This window comes from Streptomyces sp. DSM 40868 (genome assembly GCF_011820545.1).
GTDB classification, from domain to species: domain Bacteria; phylum Actinomycetota; class Actinomycetes; order Streptomycetales; family Streptomycetaceae; genus Streptomyces; species Streptomyces eurythermus.
In genome coordinates, this window is sequence record NZ_CP050504.1 from 847,075 (window position 1) to 863,795 (window position 16,721).

Annotated in this window: 13 protein-coding genes; 10 read left to right on the forward strand and 3 right to left on the reverse strand. The window is 72.3% G+C overall.

Translation table 11 applies throughout. From position 1 onward, the window contains the following. Positions 1-9 precede the first annotated feature (9 nt). The 8 genes from HB370_RS03830 to HB370_RS03865 all read left to right on the forward strand — a co-directional run bounded on the left by HB370_RS03830 (position 10) and on the right by HB370_RS03865 (position 10,485). Positions 10-1,398 (forward strand): citrate/2-methylcitrate synthase, encoded by a 1,389-nt coding sequence (locus HB370_RS03830; protein ID WP_030775904.1) that lies wholly within the window; start codon positions 10-12, stop codon positions 1,396-1,398. Then, complete coding sequence (acnA, locus tag HB370_RS03835) at positions 1,395-3,950, forward strand: aconitate hydratase AcnA (protein ID WP_051815237.1); 2,556 nt, start codon at positions 1,395-1,397, stop codon at positions 3,948-3,950. Before HB370_RS03830 ends, acnA begins: the two co-directional genes overlap by 4 nt. Then, positions 3,947-5,323, forward strand: coding sequence for a DUF6025 family protein (locus HB370_RS03840; RefSeq protein ID WP_030775900.1), 1,377 nt, complete (start codon positions 3,947-3,949; stop codon positions 5,321-5,323). The genes acnA and HB370_RS03840 overlap by 4 nt, the downstream gene beginning before the upstream one ends. Then, positions 5,320-6,327, forward strand: a complete 1,008-nt coding sequence (locus tag HB370_RS03845) for a dipeptide epimerase (RefSeq protein ID WP_051815236.1) — start codon at positions 5,320-5,322, stop codon at positions 6,325-6,327. The genes HB370_RS03840 and HB370_RS03845 overlap by 4 nt, the downstream gene beginning before the upstream one ends. Position 6,328: 1 nt before the next feature. Beyond that, the gene (locus tag HB370_RS03850) at positions 6,329-7,288 is read left to right on the forward strand and encodes a D-2-hydroxyacid dehydrogenase family protein (RefSeq protein ID WP_030775895.1); all 960 of its coding nucleotides are present in this window, start codon (positions 6,329-6,331) and stop codon (positions 7,286-7,288) included. An 88-nt stretch (positions 7,289-7,376) separates the two neighbouring features. Next, positions 7,377-8,729: an LLM class flavin-dependent oxidoreductase gene (locus HB370_RS03855; RefSeq protein ID WP_244405403.1), complete on the forward strand. Its 1,353-nt coding sequence runs from the start codon at positions 7,377-7,379 to the stop codon at positions 8,727-8,729. Continuing rightward, the gene (locus tag HB370_RS03860; protein WP_051815235.1) at positions 8,726-9,223 is read left to right on the forward strand and encodes a flavin reductase family protein; all 498 of its coding nucleotides are present in this window, start codon (positions 8,726-8,728) and stop codon (positions 9,221-9,223) included. The genes HB370_RS03855 and HB370_RS03860 overlap by 4 nt, the downstream gene beginning before the upstream one ends. 5 nt (positions 9,224-9,228) lie before the next feature. Beyond that, on the forward strand, positions 9,229-10,485 hold the full coding sequence (locus tag HB370_RS03865) for a hypothetical protein (protein WP_051815234.1): 1,257 nt from the start codon (positions 9,229-9,231) through the stop codon (positions 10,483-10,485). A 152-nt stretch (positions 10,486-10,637) separates the two neighbouring features. Here HB370_RS03865 and HB370_RS03870 read toward each other — a convergent pair whose 3' ends face one another. Further along, positions 10,638-11,306, reverse strand: coding sequence for a response regulator (locus HB370_RS03870; RefSeq protein WP_030775882.1), 669 nt, complete (start codon positions 11,304-11,306; stop codon positions 10,638-10,640). Next, positions 11,303-11,884, reverse strand: a complete 582-nt coding sequence (locus HB370_RS03875) for an ATP-binding protein (RefSeq protein WP_030775879.1) — start codon at positions 11,882-11,884, stop codon at positions 11,303-11,305. The genes HB370_RS03870 and HB370_RS03875 overlap by 4 nt, the downstream gene beginning before the upstream one ends. A 575-nt stretch (positions 11,885-12,459) precedes the next feature. On the opposite strand from HB370_RS03875, the gene HB370_RS03880 reads away from it, so the two are divergent. Continuing rightward, a complete protein-coding gene (locus HB370_RS03880; RefSeq protein ID WP_030775876.1) occupies positions 12,460-14,076 on the forward strand; it encodes an MDR family MFS transporter in 1,617 nt (538 codons plus the stop codon). A gap of 88 nt (positions 14,077-14,164) precedes the next feature. Here HB370_RS03880 and HB370_RS03885 read toward each other — a convergent pair whose 3' ends face one another. Continuing rightward, positions 14,165-15,157: a helix-turn-helix domain-containing protein gene (locus tag HB370_RS03885; protein ID WP_030775874.1), complete on the reverse strand. Its 993-nt coding sequence runs from the start codon at positions 15,155-15,157 to the stop codon at positions 14,165-14,167. 258 nt (positions 15,158-15,415) lie between these two features. On the opposite strand from HB370_RS03885, the gene HB370_RS03890 reads away from it, so the two are divergent. After that, positions 15,416-16,546, forward strand: coding sequence for a hypothetical protein (locus tag HB370_RS03890; RefSeq protein WP_030775871.1), 1,131 nt, complete (start codon positions 15,416-15,418; stop codon positions 16,544-16,546). Positions 16,547-16,721: the final 175 nt, after the last annotated feature.

Genomic DNA, 16,721 nt, shown 5'->3' on the forward strand with positions numbered 1-16,721 from the left:
AGGGGAACCATGAGCAGCGTCGACGCCCTCATCGCCCGCACCCTGGGCATCAGCGAGGACCGCGTCACCACCGCCCTCGAATACCAGTCGATCCGGGAGTGGGACTCGCTCGGCCATGTCTCGCTGATGGCGGCGCTCGAAGAGGCGTACGGGGTGACGATCGACGACGAACTGACCCTCACCCTGCGCTCGGTGCCCGCGATCCGGGCACTCGCCGAGGGCAGCGCCCCCGGCGCGGCACCGGCGCCGGAGGAGCGGCCCGCCGTGCACCGGGGCCTGGACGGCATCAGCTTCGACCGCACCACGATCACCCGCATCGACGGCACCGAAGGTGTCCTGGAGTACCGCGGCTACAGCATCCACGACCTCGCCGAGAACGCCTCCTTCGAGGAAGTGGCGTATCTCCTGATCCACGGTGAACTGCCCGACGCCGCCGCCCTGTCGGCGTTCGACAAGGAACTGCGCACCGCCCGCGAGCTGCCCCGGCCGGTACTCGACCTGGCCCGCTCACTGGCCGGCGCGCACCCCATGGAGGCGCTGCGCACCTGTGTCTCGGCGCTCGGCGCGTTCGGCCCCCGACGGGACGCGGGCACCGACGAGACCTACGACGAGGCCCGGGAGGCCGGTGTCGCGCTGCTCGCCCGGATCCCGATGATCGTCGCCGCCCATCATGCCTACCGCACCGGCCGGGAGCCCTTGATCCCCGCCGAGGAGACCTCCTACGCCGACGCCTTCCTGACCGCGCTGCTGGGCGAGCGGCCCACCCCGGCCGCCGTACGGTTCATCAACAAGGGGTTCATCGTCCACGCCGACCACAGCTCCAACGCCTCGGCGTTCGCCGCCCGCGTGGCCGTCGGCTCCCGGGCCGGCATGACGGCCGCCGTCACCGCGGCCGTCGCCACCTTCGCGGGATCGGTGCACGGCGGTGCCGCCGAACGCGTGGTCCGGCTCGTCGACCAGGTGGGCACGCCCGAACGGGCCGGGGAGTACGTGGCCGCACTGCGCGGCCGGGGCGAGCCGGTGATGGGCTTCGGCCACCGCGTCTACCGCACCGAGGACCCACGGGTGCGCCATCTGCGGGCCACCGTCGTGGAGCTGAGCCGGGAGCGCGGCGACAGCAGCGGCCTGGACATCCTCGACGCCGTCGCCGCGGCCATGCGCCCCTACGGCCGCTACGGCCTCGCCCCGAACGTGGACCTCTACGCCGGGCTCGCCTACCGCCTGCTCGGCCTCCCGGACGACCTCGCGGTGCCGCTGTTCGTGGTGGGCCGTACCGCGGGCTGGGTGGCCCAGGCCCTGGAGCAGCACGCGAACAACGTGCTGATCCGGCCGCTGCTGGAGTACGTGGGCCCGCGGGGCCGGACGTACCCGTCCGACCGGCGGGCGGAGGCCCGATGAGCGCGCTGGTCAGGACCCGGCTGGCAGGCCGCGAGGCCCGGGTGTACGGGCTGCCGGAGTTCGCCGGGGCGAGCGGCTTCGACCTGGCGGCCGTCCCGTTCACCGGGCGGGTGCTGCTGGAGTCGCTGCTGCGCGGCGGGGACACCGCCGCGGCCGCCGCCCTGGGCAAGCGGCTCGCGGCGGGGGAGGAGCCCGGCCTGGAGATGCCGTTCCGGCCCGCCCGCATCCTGGTCCAGGACTACACCGGCATCCCGCTCCTGGTGGATCTGGCCGCGCTGCGCGACCGCGTGACCGAGCCGGCCGGGGTCAATCCCGCGCTGCCGGTCGACGTGGTCGTGGACCACTCCGTGCAGACCGACTTCGCGGGCCGCCCGGACGCCCTCGCCCGCAACGAGGCACTGGAGCGGGAGCGGAACAACGAGCGGTACGCGTTCCTGAAGTGGGCCGAGGGCGCCTTCCACGGACTGCGGGTCATCCCGCCCGGCAGCGGCATCGTCCACCAGGTCAACCTGGAGCGGCTGGCCACCGTCGTGGCGCACGGAACCGGTGACGTGTTCCACCCTGACACCGTGATCGGCACCGACAGCCACACCACGATGGTCAACGGCCTCGGCGTCCTCGGCTGGGGGGTCGGCGGTCTGGAGGCGGAGGCCCTGATGCTGGGGCTCGCGCAGCCGGTGCGGATACCGGCCGTGGTGGGTGTGCGCCTCACCGGGACCCCGCGCCCGGGGGTCTCCCCGACCGATGTGGTCCTCGCGCTCACCGAGCGGCTGCGCCGGGAGAACGTGCGGGGCCTGATGCTGGAGTTCACCGGCCCGTCGGTGGCCGCGCTGTCCGCCCCGGACCGCTGCACGATCGCCAACATGGCACCTGAGTACGGTGCGATGTCCGCCTTCTTCCCGGTGGACGGCGAGACCCTGGACTATCTGCGGCGCACCGGCCGCACCGAGGCGGACACGGACCTGGTCGCGGAGTACTGCCGACGTCAGCGGCTGCTGCGCGACGGGCAGGAGCCCCGGTTCGGGCGGGTGATCGAGTTCGATCTCGCCGGGGTCGGACCGAACCTGGCCGGGCCGAGCCGCCCCGACCAGCGGATCTCGCTCGCCGAACTGCCCGGCTCGTTCGCCGCGCTGCACTCCGGGGCGCCGCGCACCGAGGCCGGTGTCCGCGACGGCGACCTCGTCATCGCGTCGATCACCTCGTGCACCAGCACCTCCAACCCCAGGGCGATGCTGGCAGCCGGTGTGCTGGCCCGGCGGGCCGTCGCACGCGGGCTGTCGGTCCCCGGACACGTGAAGACGAGCCTGGCGCCCGGCTCCCGCGCCGTCACCCGGTACCTGCGCGCCGCCGGCCTGCTCGACGACCTCGAGCGGCTCGGTTTCCACGTCACCGGGTACGGCTGCATGACCTGCAACGGCGGCAGCGGCCCGCTGAACGAGGGCGTCGGTGCGGCCGTCGAGCGCGCGGGCCTGACGGTGGCGGCGGTGCTCAGCGGCAACCGCAACTTCGAGGCCCGGGTGCACGCCCAGGTCCGGGCCGGGTATCTGGCCTCGCCGGCCCTGGTCGTCGCGCTGGCGCTCGTCGGACACGTCCGCGCCGACCTGGAACGCGAACCGCTGGGCACGGATGCCGACGGCAAGCCGGTTCTCCTGCGCGACCTGTGGCCCGACGACGAGGAACTGCGGCGCCTGGAGGCCGAGTTCGTCACACCGGACGTGTTCGCCGACGACCCGGCGGCGCGGACCGGCTGGGACGCCGTACCCGCCCCCCGGGCGGACGTCTTCGCCTGGGACCCGCACTCCACCTACATCCGGCCGCCGGCCTACGCCGACGCCGGGCCCCGCTCCGGCCCGCTGACCGGCGTCCGGGTGCTGCTCGCCCTCGGCGACGACGTCAGCACCGACCACATCTCCCCGGTCGGCGCGATCCCGCCCGCCTCGCCCGCCGGCCGGTATCTGACCGAACACGGCGTGCCGGAGCGGGAGTTCAACTCCTACGGGTCGCGGCGCGGCAACCACGAGGTGATGGCGCGCGGCACCTTCAGCAACCCACGGCTGCGCAACCGGCTGGTCGGCGACGGGGACAGCGGCGGCACCACCCTGCACCTGCCGACCGGCGAGCGGCTGCCGGTGTACGAGGCGGCACGCCGGTACGCCGCCGAGGGCACCCCGCTGATCGTGCTGGCGGGCCGCTCCTACGGCATGGGGTCCTCACGCGACTGGGCCGCCAAGGGCCCGTGGCTGCTGGGCGTCCGGGCGGTCCTCGCCGAGAGCTTCGAGCGCATCCACCGCGCCAACCTGTGCGCCATGGGCATCCTGCCGCTGCTGCTGCCCGAGGGCCGCGGCTGGGCGGACCTCGGGCTCACCGGGCACGAGGAGTTCCGGCTGGCCCTGGAAGGAGTGCGGGAGACCGGCACGGCGCACATCACCGCCGGCGGGGTCTCCTTCACCGTCCGGGCCGACGTGCAGTCCGCGGGCGAGTGGGACGTCCTGCTGGCGGGCGGCACCCTGCCGTACCTGCTGCGCCGGCTGCGGGCGAAGGAGGCGCGATGAGCATCCTCGACGCGCTCGGCCTGCGCGCCGCCGCCGGAGCGGACGCCCTCGCCGCCGACGAGAAGTCGTTCCAGCCGGTCCACCTGGGCACCCAGGACGTCACCATCGGCGCGCTGCTGGACCTGCTGCACAGCGACCCCGACCTGCTGCCGCCGCGCACCGGGCACCTCGGCAACTGGGAGGACATCGCGCTCGGGCGGTCGGGGCCGATGGACTTCAACACCGCGATCTGCGGCGCGGGCCACGGCTATCCGCTGATCTACGGCTTCACCCGTACCGAGGCCGCCACCGAGGGCGGCGACGAGGCGTACCAGCCGGGCTCGCTGATCGAGCAGGGCAAGCGGGACCCCCTCACCCTGTACACCTGGGACGGCCGTGCCTTCGTACGGCGGGACCGGAGCCGGCCGCTGTTCTGCCCGCTGACCCAGGCGGAGGTGGACGGCAGCCTGGTGCCGCTGGCCGATCTGCACTGGCGCCGGATGCGCACGATCCCCGGCTACCGCTTCCGGCGGTGGGCCGATGTCCTGGTCGCACACGCGGCACTGGTCACCGACATGCTCACCCTGCTCATCGAGCAGGCCGACGCCACGGCCAAGCAGGGCACCCGGCTGTCCGAGCTGATCAGCCAGGCGGTCCGGCTGGACGGCGACGTGTCCCGCTGCGACCTGGCGGCCGACGGCACGGGATACGTGCTGGACGGGTACCGCTACCCGTCCGCCCGCGCGCTGGCCGAGGCCGCGATGGCGCTGGTACGGGCCCTGGTGGCACCGACGGCGTTCTTCGAGCAGTTGCCCGGGCTGCCGCCGGTGCTGCCGGTGATGTCGCTGCAACTGACCAACGTGCTGTTCGGCCTGCTGGACACCCACCACCCGGACCGCCCGGCCGGTCCGCCGGAGAGTCCGTTCATCACGCACGTGCACTGGGGCGCGCGGGCCATGGCCGGATGCCCGCCGCGGCGCGGCGGCTACTTGACGCGCCGTTCCACCGTCCGCTCGCTGCGGGCCATCACCACCCCGCTGGTGCGCGGCTTCGAGCAGGCGGCCCCGGTGGCGTTCGTCCTGCTGCCCGCCCAGGTCTTCATGCTCTGCCCGCCCAGCACCTCCCCGGCCGACGCCGACCTGCTCGCGGACCTGTTCCGACGGGTGCGCGCGGCCGGGCCCGACGCCGCCCACGCCACCGCCCTCGGCTGGCTCGGGGAGCACGGCGGGAAGCTCTCCGCCTATCTGCGCGACCGGTTCCGGCCCGGTACCGGTGTGCCGGCGGACGGCACACCGCGCGATCCGGCGGTGCCCGTGGAGCCGGACGGCTTCCGTGCTCTGACGTTCCGTCAGGCAAGCGCCGTCGTCGCCGCCTTCGAGGAGGTGCTGGGGTGAGATTCGTCCACCGCACCCTGTCCATCGGCCTCAAGGAGCCGTTCATCAGCAACACCGGCGTCACCACCGAGGTGCGCCAGAGCGTGGTCGAGCTGACCTGGGAGGAGCTGCGCGGGTACGGCACCGCGCGCGGCGCCGACCCGGCCGAGGTGGCCGCGTGCGCCCCGCTGCTGGCGGGCGCCGGGTCCCCGTACGAGCTGCGGCGGGTGCTGGACCGGCTGGCAGAGGCGGGCATCGGTCCCGCGGCCCGGGCGGCCGTGGACATGGCGCTGCACGACCTGCTCGGCAAGGCCTGCGGGCAGCCCCTGCACCGGCTGTGGGGCCTGGCCGGACTGCCGCTTGCGCCCACGGCCCTGTCCATCGGCGCCTGCCCGGACGACGAACTCGTCACCCGCGGCAGAACCCTGGCCGACTGGCCGGTGCTGAAGCTCAAACTCACCCCGCGGGACGACGGCAGCCGGGCCGGACTGCTGCGCTCGGTCTACAGCGGCCGCATCCGCGTCGACGGCAACGGCTCCTGGAGCCCCGACGAGGCGGTGCGGGTCGCCCGCACCCTGCACGAACACGGCGTGGAACTCCTCGAACAGCCGGTCCCGCCCGGCGATCCGGAGGCCCTGCGGTATGTCCACGAGCGCTCGCCGGTGCCGGTCTACGCCGACGAGGACTGCGCCGGACCGCAGGACATCCCACGGCTGCGCGGCCGGGCGAGCGGCGTCAACGTCAAGCTCGTCAAGTGCGGTGGGCTGCTCGCCGCCCGCGAGACCGTGACACTCGCCCGCCGCGCCGGGCTGCGGGTGATGCTGGGCTGCAAGCTGGAGAGCGCCCTCGGTGTGACGGCGATGGCCCAACTGGCGCCGCTCGCCGACGAACTGGACCTGGACGGCCATCTCGGACTGGTGGGTGACCCGTTCACCGGCGCGGCCGTCGACCGTGGTGTGATCGGTCTGCCGACGGCCCCCGGCCTCGGCGCCACCACGACCAGCACGGACTACGGAGACAACTGACATGCGACTGCGCTGTGCCGTCCTCGACGACTTCCAGAACGCGGCTCTGGACTCGGCCGACTGGAGTCCGCTCGAGGACCGCGTCGAGGTCGTCATCTTCCGCGAGCACATCGCCGACGAGGACGAACTCGCCGCCCGCCTGGCCGACTTCGAGATCGTGGTCACCCTGCGCGAGCGGGTGCCGTTCCCGGCCACGCTGCTGGACCGGCTGCCCCGGCTCCAGCTGCTCATCGCCTCCGGCATGCGCAACTCGGTCATCGACTACGCGGCCGCCGAGCGCAACGGGGTGACCGTGTGCGGCACCGCCAGTTCCTCCACCCCGCCGGTGGAGCTGACCTGGGCCCTGCTGCTGGGCCTGGCCCGCAACCTCGTCACCGAGAACAACGCGCTGCGCGCGGGCGGCCCCTGGCAGTCCACCGTCGGCGCCGACCTGCACGGCCGCCGGCTCGGCCTGCTGGGCCTGGGCAAGATCGGCAGCCGGGTGGCCCAGGTCGGCCTGGCCTTCGGCATGCGGGTCAGCGCCTGGAGCCAGAATCTGACCAAGGAACGGGCCGACGAGGTGGGCGTGGAACTCGCCGCCTCCAAAGAGGAGTTGCTGAGCGGCAGCGACTTCGTCTCGGTCCATCTCAAGCTCAGCGACCGCACCCGCGGCCTGGTCGGCGCGGCCGAACTCGCCCTGCTGAAGCCGACCGCCTACCTGATCAACACCTCACGAGCGGCCATCATCGACCAGGACGCCCTGCTCGCCGCGCTGCACGAGGGCCGGATCGCCGGCGCCGGACTCGACGTCTTCGACACCGAGCCCCTGCCCGCCGGCCACCCGCTGCGCTCCGCACCCCGGCTGCTCGCCACCCCGCACCTCGGCTACGTCTCGCAGTCCAACTACGCGGCGTACTACAGCCACGCCGTCGAGGACATCCAGGCGTTCCTCGCCGGCGAACCGGTACGCCGGCTCGGCTGACCGGCTGCCCCGGCCGGCCGCCCGCCGGTGACCGGCCGGGCACGCGGGCGCCCCTCGAAGTCCCCACCCCTGCACCTTGGAGATCCACGTGAGCCAGCAACGCCGCATGATGAAGCTCGGCGCGTTCCTGCCCGCGCCGGGCCACCACGTCGCCGCCTGGCGCCATCCGCACGCCCGGCCCGACGGCGGGCTCGACTTCGACTACTACCGCGGCCTGGTGCGGACCGCCGAACGCGGCCTGTTCGACATGGTCTTCCTCTCCGACGGAGCGGGGGTGCGCACGAAGTACCGGGACGCCGACGAGCTGAGCCGGCAGGGCCGTATGGTGCACTTCGAGCCGCTGACACTGCTGTCCGCGCTCGCCGTGCACACCACGCACATCGGCCTCACGGCCACGGCCTCCACCACCTACAACGAACCCTTCAACGTGGCACGGATGTTCGCGTCGCTGGACCACCTGAGCGCCGGCCGCTCCGGCTGGAACGTCGTCACCTCCGCGACCGACGCCGAGGCCCGCAACTTCAACCTCGACCGGCAGCCCGACCACGCGGCCCGCTACCGCCGGGCACGCGAGTTCATGGAGGTCGTCACCGGGCTGTGGGACAGCTGGGAGGACGACGCCTTCCTCTACGACAAGGTTTCCGGCCGGTTCTTCGACCCGGACAAGCTGCACATCCTCGGCCACCGGGGAGAGCACTTCCAGGTCCGCGGCCCCCTCAACGTCGCCCGGCCGCCCCAGGGTCATCCGGTGATCGTGCAGGCCGGATCGTCCCCCGACGGCCAGGACTTCGCGGCCCGCTGGGCCGAGGTCGTCTTCACGGTCCAGCAGACCCTGGACGGCGCCCAGACGTACTACCGCGGGCTGAAGAAGCAGGTCGCCGACTACGGCCGCGACCCGGACGAGGTGAAGATCCTGCCCGGCGCGTTCATCGTCGTCGGCCGCACCCAGGCCGAGGCGGAGGACAAGTACGCCACCCTCCAGGACCTGGTCGACCCGGTCGTCGGGCTGGGCATGCTGTCGTACCAGCTCGGGATGGTGGACCTCGCCGGCTACGACCTCGACGGCCCGCTGCCCGAGCTTCCGCCCACCGAGGGGTCGACCAGCAAGCAGCAGCTGATCTACGAGAAGGCCCGCAGGGAGGGTCTGACGATCCGCCAGCTGTACCTCTCCGTGGCCGCAGGACGCGGTCACCGGTTCCTGCTGGGCACCCCCGAGAGCATCGCGGACGCGCTGGAGGAGTGGTTCGTCGCCGAGGCCGCCGACGGCTTCAACATCATGCCGGACTACCTCCCCGACGGCCTGGACGCGATCGTCGAGCTGCTCGTGCCCGAACTCCAGCGGCGCGGGCTGATGCGCACCGCGTACGAGGGCACCACGCTCAGGGAGAACCTCGGGCTGCGCCGGCCGGCGTTCCGCGGCGCGGCAGGGGTCTCCTCGTGACCGTCGCGGAGACGGCCCTGCGGTCGGTGCTGCGCGCGCACCCCTCCGGTGTCGCGGTGCTCACCGCCCGGGGCCCGGCCGGACCCGCGGGAGTGACCATCACCTCCTTCACCTCGCTCAGCGCCCGCCCGGCCCTCGTCTCCTTCGCCCTGGCCGACACCTCCAGCACCTGGGAGCTGATCCAGGACGCCGAGTGGTTCGGGGTGCAACTGCTGGGAGCCCACCAGGCGGACTTGGCCGAGCGGTTCGCCACCCGGGGCACCGACCGGTTCGCCCCGCCCACCGCCTGGCACACCGGCCCGCACGGGGTGCCGCTGCTCGACGACTGCCCGGGGTGGCTCGTGTGCGCGAGGCACGACCGGTTCCGGGTCGGCGACCACCACCTGGTGGTCGCCGCGGTCGAGCACGTACGGGAAGGCGAGGCCGCCACCGGCCTCGTCCATCTCCACGGGGGCCTGCGGCCGGTCGAGTCCACCATCGTGTCGAGGATCTGAGAGTCATGCCCAAAGTCCTGCTGTTCTCCCGTCAGCCGCTCACCGACCGCCCGCTGCACGAGTGGCTGGACGACACCGCCGACAGCGTCGTGCTGATCACCACCGCGAAGGCCGTCGAAGGCGCCGAGGACCTCCTCGCCGAGCACTTCCCCATGCACCGCCTGGTGCCCGATTACCACTCCTGGGCCACCGAGCAGATCGCCGAGGAAGCCGCGCGCGACCACGGAGTCGACCTGGTCGCGAGCACCAGTGAGAGCGACGTGCTGCGCGCCGCCCGGCTGCGGGCCAGGCTGGACCTGCCCGGCCAGCGGCCCGACTCCGCCACCGCCTACCGCGACAAGGTGGTCATGAAGCGGATCGCCCGCGAGGCCGGGATCCGGGTGCCGGCGTTCACCCCCGTCGACAGCGTGGCGGACCTGCTCGGCTTCCTGGAGACGGCCGGCTGCCCGGTGGTGGTCAAGCCCCGCTTCGGCGCCGGCTCGGAGGGCGTCACCGTCCTGCGCCGCCCGGCGGACGTGGCCGGCTTCCTGGCCCGGCAGCGTGAGGCGGAGGTGCCCTATCTGCCGGGGCAGTGGATGGCGGAGAGCTTCGTCCACGGGGACTTCTTCCACGTGGACGGCATCATGCGGGACGGCCGCGTGGTGCACGCCTGGCCGGGACAGTACCGCGGCAGCGGCATCGCGCAGCGGGTCTGGGAGGACTCACCCCTCAGCAGCGTGATGCTCGCCCCGGACGACCCTCGGTTCACCACGCTGACCGCGCTGACCCGGGACGTGATCGCCGCGCTGCCCGCCGCCCCGCTGCCGCTCGCCTTCCACCTGGAGGCATGGATCGACGCCACCGGCGAGCCGGTGCTCTGCGAGATCGCCAGCCGGGCCGGCGGCGCGCTGATCGCCCACGCCTACGAGAGGGTCTTCGGCGTCCAGCTCGCCAAGGAGGGCCTGCGCGCCCAGTGCGGCAGCGACCTCACCCTGACCGCGCAGCCGCCCGCCCCGCGGGAAGTCGCCGGCTGGACCCTTCTGCCGCCCGGCTACGGCGCGTTCGTGCCGCCGGCCGAGCCCTGCCCCGTGCCCACGGCGGAACTGACGCTGCAGATGGCACCGGGTGCGGTGGGGCGGGGCGTGGAGCACCTCACCCAGGCGGCCGCCGTCGGCCTGGTGGCGGCGCGCGACGCGGAGGAGGTCCACAAGGACCTGGACGAGTTGGTGCGCTGGTGGTACGCCGCGACATCCTGGATCCCCACCGAGCCGGTCACCTCCTGACGGCCGTCGTGCCAAGGCGGCCATGGCCGGGGGGCATCGCTCGCCCCGAGGCGCCGGCTCCGGGCGAGCGAGGTGAGAGAGCGAGAGCGGCGAGGTGACCCGCCGGTCCGCCCTCAGGGTGCCGCCCGCCAGTTCGGCGGGCGGGCGGCACCTCAGACGGTGGAGTAGTAGTGCTCGGGCCGGCCGCTGTCCCCGTACTTCAGAGTGAGGTGCAACCTCCCCTCCTCCTCCAGGTACTTCAGGTACCGCTGGGCAGTGGACCTGCTGACCCTGGCCTGTTCCGACACGTCGTGGGCGGACACCGGCCGGCCGGCCCGCGTGACGATATGCCGGATCAGCTCGGCCGTGCGCTGTGTGTACCCCTTGGGCATCGGAGCCGCCGCGGCCGGAGCGCACAGGCTGCCCAGGAGACGGTCGATCCGCTCCTGGTCCAGCTCGGTGTCGCGAAGGGCCCCGCGCAGCCGCGCGTATGCCTCCAGCTTGCCGCGCAGCGCCTCGAACGTGAACGGTTTGACGATGTACTGCAGCACCCCGGCCCGCAGCGCCTCCTGCACGGAGGCGGTCCGGTTGTCCGCGGTCACCATGAGGACGTCGACGGCCGGCCCCTCCCGGCGCAGCCGGCGGGTGAGCGACAGGCCGCTCTCGTCCGGCAAGTAGTGGTCCAGAAGGATCAGGTCGACGCCCCCGGCCTGGACGGCGGCGAACGCGGAGGCCGCGTCGTGCACCCGCCCCACGACCCGGAAGCCGGGCACCCGGGACACGTACCGGGCGTTGATGCCGGCGACGTAGAAGTCGTCGTCCACGACGAGCACGCCGATCACGAGGCGTACCGTTCGCCGGAGGACACCTTCCCGGGCAGCCGCACGGTGAACACCGCGCCGCCGCCCGCGCGTTCGGACACGGACACCGTGCCGTCCCGCTCGTGCGCCAGGCGCCCGACGAGGGCCAGGCCCAGACCGCGGTGGCCGGCGCCCGTGTGCCGTTTGGTGGACGCTCCCTCGATGAAGATCCACTGCCGTCTCTCCGGTGGCACGCCCGGGCCGTTGTCCGCCACCCGCAGCTCGGTCACGGATTCCCGCTCGTGCAGGCGCACTTCGACGCGGGGTTCGTCCCCGGCGGCCGGCGGGTGTCCGGCGAGCGCGTCCACGGCGTTGTCGATCAGGTTGCCCAGGATGGTGATCAGGTCGCCCGCGGACCCCGGCCGGCGGCCCAGCCGGGAACAGCCGCTCACCGAGAGCCGTACCCCCTGGTCCTCGGCGGTCATGACCTTGCCGACGAGCAGGGCCCGGACGAGCGGATCCTCGATCTCGGGCGGAATGTCCTCCCAGTCGTGTGTGGCGAGTTCAAGCAGTCCGACGAGGGTGTGCAGGATATTGCGCCGTTCATGTCTGCGTGACACGTCCGGCAGGTGCGCAGGAGGCCGCAAGGCAGGCAGACACGTGATCATCAAGCCCCGTTCCTAATCCCCGTGCATACGATTCGGTCGCGGTGGCCGAATCGCATACGATCCGATCGAGCCAGCGCGGAGGATGGTTGCCCCCACCACGCTGTTGGCGGATTCTCGGTTCCGCCGAAATTCATTGATCCGGATCAACGACGACAGAGGCAATCCCTGTTGGGCAAAGAGATCCTTTAAACAAGGTGTTTACCGGGGAGTGTTTCCGGGAGATTACCGGGCACAGCGGAAGGCACGGCCCCGGCGGCGTTCACCATGGTCAGCGTGTTCCGCACCGTCGGTCCTGGGACTGCCGGGCCACCGGGCCCGGCGGCTGCCCCGTGTCCTGAACCGCGTGGGTGACGAACAGACCCAAGGGGCGGCCGTCAGCCGTGGGGGTCCTCTGGGATTTCTCTGGGACTTCCGGCATCATCAACCGGCATGAGCATGAAACAACTGAAAGACCGTTCCCGCAGGTCAGCGGCCAACTTACCCCCATCGGCACAAGTCACCGCGCTGACAGGTCTCTTGGACGACGTGTGACCTCCTCCGAAACCCAACGGCAGAACGCGGCCGGGGACGCGCCCGTGCGGCTCGGCCACCGGCAGATCACCACGGTGATGTCCGGACTGGTCCTGGGCATGTTCCTGGGGGCGCTGGACCAGACGGTGGTCGCGTCCGCGCTGCGGACCATCGCCGACGACCTGCACGGGCTGACGGCCCAGGCGTGGGCGACCACCGCGTACCTCATCACCGCCACCCTCGCGACCCCGCTCTACGGCAAGCTCTCCGACATCCACGGCCGGCGGCCCGTGTACCTCGCCGCGATCGGCCTGTTCACGGCCGGCTCGCTGCTGTGCGGCTGCGCCACGTCCATCTACGAACTGGCGGCGTTCCGGGCCGTGCAGGGGCTCGGTGGCGGCGGGCTGATGTCGTTGGCCATGACGATCGTCGCCGACATCACCACCCCGCGCGAACGGGGCCGCTACCAGGGCTACTTCATGGCCGTGTTCGGCGGCGCCAGCATCGTCGGCCCACTGGCGGGCGGGGCCCTCGCGGACCGGGAGACGCTGCTCGGCATCGACGGCTGGCGCTGGATCTTCCTGCTCAACGTGCCGCTCGCGGCCGTGGCGGCCGTGGCGATCGTCCGCGTCCTGCGGTTCCCGCACCGGCGGGTGCGGCACCGGCTCGACTACCGCGGAGCCCTCGCGCTGGCCGTGGGGATCGTGCCGCTGCTGACCGTCGCCGAGCAGGGCCGCACCTGGGGCTGGGGCTCGCCCCCGGCGCTGCTGATGTACGCCGTCGGCGCGCTGGGACTCGTCGCCTTCGTCGTGGTGGAGCGCCGGATGGGCGCGGCCGCGCTGCTGCCACCGCGGCTGTTCCGCATCCGTGCCTTCCGGCTGGGGGTCGGGCTGCACTTCGTCGTCGGCATCGGCATGTTCGGCGCGATGACGACCCTGCCGCTCTACCTCCAGCTCGTCCGCGGCATGAGCCCCATGGAGGCGGGGCTCGCCACCCTTCCCACGGTCGCCGCGAACCTCGCCGTGACCTTGCTGGTGGGCCGGCTGATCGCGCGCACCGGCCGCTTCAAGGTCCATCTCGTCGCCGGCATCGGTTCGTTCACCGCCGCGATGCTCGTGTTCGCGACCCTGCGCGTGGACAGCCCGCTGTGGCAGGCGGCCCTCGGCATGGCCCTGATGGGCGCGGGGCTCGGCGCGTCGATGCAGACGCTCACCACGCTCGCGCAGGCCGAGGTGCCCCGTACGGACATGGGCGCGGCGACGGCGTCGGTCAACTTCTTCCGTTCCAACGGCGGCACGGTGGGCACCGCGGCCTTCCTGTCCATCCTGTTCTCCACGGCGGGCGGCCGCATCGCCGAGCGGCTGGCCGAGGCCCGCCGCGACCCGGCCTACCGCCGTCTGCTCGCCCAGCCCGACAACGCCCACGCCCTGACGGGTGTACTGCGCCCCGGCGGCGGTGTCGACCTGGAGGACTCGGCCTTCCTGCGGTCGCTCGACCGGGGCGCGGCGCTGCCGTTCCTGGAGGGCTACATCACCTCGATGCGGCTCGTCTTCCTCACCGGTGCGGCGGTGGCCCTGGTCGCCTTCCTGATCGCGGCCTGGCGGGTGCCGAACCTGACGCTCGCCGACGAGTGACCCGCGCTGTCCCGAGACCGCGCCCCGGCGGGCGCCCGGGCGCGGCAGGGACGCGGAACTCAGCCGGGCGGTGGGCGAGGCCGCGCGCTCAGCCGGGGGTGGTCCGGAACCGGCGCCGGTAGTCGGTGGGTGTGGTGTCGAGCCGGCGCCGGAAGGCCCTGACCAGGGTGTCGACGGTGCCGAACCCGCAGGCGGTCGCGACGCGTTCGAGGGTGGCGTCGGTGGTCTCCAGCTGGTTGCGGGCCCGTTCGACACGCACCGATTCGATGTAGGCGTGCGGTGTCATGCCCAGTTCGTTCTTGAAGATCCGGGTGAGCTGCCGCTCGCTGACGTGGGCGTGGTCGGCGAGGTGCGCGACGGTGAGCGGTTCGGTGATGTGGCGCAGGATGTAGTGCCGGAGCACCTCGATGCGCCCGGTCGCGGCGACCTGTTCCAGCGGGACGCTGAACTGGCTCTGCCCGCCCGGCCGTTTCAGGTACATCACCAGTTGCCGGGCGACGCGCAGAGCGACGGCCTCGCCGAGGTCCTCGGCGATGAGCGCGAGTGACAGGTCGAGGCACGCGCTGATGCCCGCGCCGGTCCATACGTTGCCCTCGCGGATGAAGATGGGATCGGAGTCGACCTCGATCGCGGGATGGTCGGCGGCGAGTTGCTGCGCGGTCGACCAGTGCGTGGTGGCCCGCTTTCCGTCGAGGAGTCCGGACGCGGCGAGGATATGGGCCCCGACGCAGACGGAGGTGACCCTCCGGGTCCGGGGAGCGAGCTGTCTGACCCGTTCCACCACGGCCGGATCGACCAGCGCGTGCACGCGCCGGTGCCCGTCGACCTCGACCGCGCCCGGCACGACCAGCGTGTCGATGCTCAGTCGCGCCAGCTCGTCGAAGGTGACGTCGGGCAGGATCCGGACCCCGGCGGCCGTGACGGTGGGGGCCATGGTCTCGGCGGCGAGGACCACGCGGTAGCCCGCCGCGTCCTCCGTCTCGCGCCGGGCGAGGGAGAACACCTCCGGTGGTCCCGTGACATCGAGCAGGTCGACGCCTTCGAACAGGACGATGACGATCAGTCGTTCAACGGTGTGCACAAGCTCCCCCAGCCGGCAACGTCGATGTCTGTTTCTGCATGCTAGATGACATTGCCGACGCGTGTGGCGGGCCGTAGCGTCATAGGCGCAGGTCAACGCACCCAACACGCTGACCTTCACCGAACCTTCCCCCTATTGGACTTCTTCCCACACTCGATCCCCCCGCCCTGAACTCCCCCCACGCCCCCCACCTGAACTCCCCCCACGCCTTTCCCCCCAACCCCACGGAACACCGAACTCACTATGGAAAGACGGGGCATGGCAACTCGTAGAGGATTTCTGGGTACCGTTTCGGCAGCAGGGGCAGCCACCTTCCTCACCCAGACGCAGGCGGCCACCAGCGCGTCGGCCGCACCGGCGGCGACCGACGAGAAGGCGGCTCGGGACGCGATCCGCAACGTCAACGCCGGGATGCGCGCCAACTACGCGTCTCTCAAGGCCGAGCTGATCAAGCACCTCAGCCCGGTCGTCGTCGTCCAGAACAACGCGGTCGGCGGGCGCTTCACTCTCATCAACAACGGAGTCCAGGTCGAGACCGTCGACCCGGTTCCGGAGTACTTCGAACTGGCCAAGTCCATCGCCCACGTTCCGCTGGGCATCTACTCGGTGATCGCCGCCTACCTCAGCGACCAGGTGCCGAACATCCCCAACGCGGACCGCATCGACCCGCACGACCTGGACATGGTCGCGTTCAAGACCCCGGGCGACAAGGGCTGGATCACTCCGCTCAACAGCTTCCGCACCACGCTGAACTCGGCGTACACGAAGCTGCCCACCGCCAACCTCCCGCTGGACCTGGAGAACTCCTGCACCACGATCCTGTCGGAGGCCATGAAGTTCATCGACACCATCGTCAAGGCGCAGTCCTTCGACATGGTCGCGTACAACCGGTTCGCCGCGACCGTCTACCCGTCGATCCGCGTCAACATGACCTTCGCCGCCACCGCGCAGATCACCGGCATCGAGACGCTGATGAAGCGGTGGCGCACGCTGCTCGGTGAGGCGGCGTGGAGCGACCTGTACGTCACGGTGCTGTCGATCTGGACGACGTCCGATCTCAACCAGGCGTCCATCATCATCCGCCGCACCATGAACCAGGCGAAGGTGGACACCCACCTGATCGACCTGCCCACCGTGGAGACCCCCTCGGACCCGATCGCCGTGGCCCTCGACAACCTGGCCCGCATCGTCCAGGACAACGTCGCGGCCGAGATGGTGTTCAACACCGACCTCAAGGTCGCCGACGCCCTCAAGGGCAAGGAGGACCTGCTGTCGGACGAGATCCTCAAGCAGGTCGGCGGAACGGCTCCGGCCGCGAAGACCGCCGCCTTCGGCGCGGCGGCGGCCGCCGCGACCTGCCCCATCACCGGGCACACCGCGTCCGTCTGACCCCCGGACCGCCCCGCCGGACCTGACCGGCGGGGCCCCGCAGGAACCCGCACCGTGACCGATCCGTGCCGTCTCCCGTTCGTACGACAGGGCTCCGGCCCTCGGGAGGCGGCACGGCTCGTCGGTTTCCGTACGGGCACCCGCACGCTGTCTCCGCCGGCGACCACGACACCGA

Coding starts and splice junctions, on each gene's coding strand:
- HB370_RS03830 (WP_030775904.1), top strand. CDS start 10: ATGAGCAGCGTCGACGCCCTCATCGCCCGCACCCTGGGCATCAGCGAG.
- acnA (WP_051815237.1), top strand. CDS start 1,395: ATGAGCGCGCTGGTCAGGACCCGGCTGGCAGGCCGCGAGGCCCGGGTG.
- HB370_RS03840 (WP_030775900.1), top strand. CDS start 3,947: ATGAGCATCCTCGACGCGCTCGGCCTGCGCGCCGCCGCCGGAGCGGAC.
- HB370_RS03850 (WP_030775895.1), top strand. CDS start 6,329: ATGCGACTGCGCTGTGCCGTCCTCGACGACTTCCAGAACGCGGCTCTG.
- HB370_RS03865 (WP_051815234.1), top strand. CDS start 9,229: ATGCCCAAAGTCCTGCTGTTCTCCCGTCAGCCGCTCACCGACCGCCCG.
- HB370_RS03890 (WP_030775871.1), top strand. CDS start 15,416: ATGGCAACTCGTAGAGGATTTCTGGGTACCGTTTCGGCAGCAGGGGCA.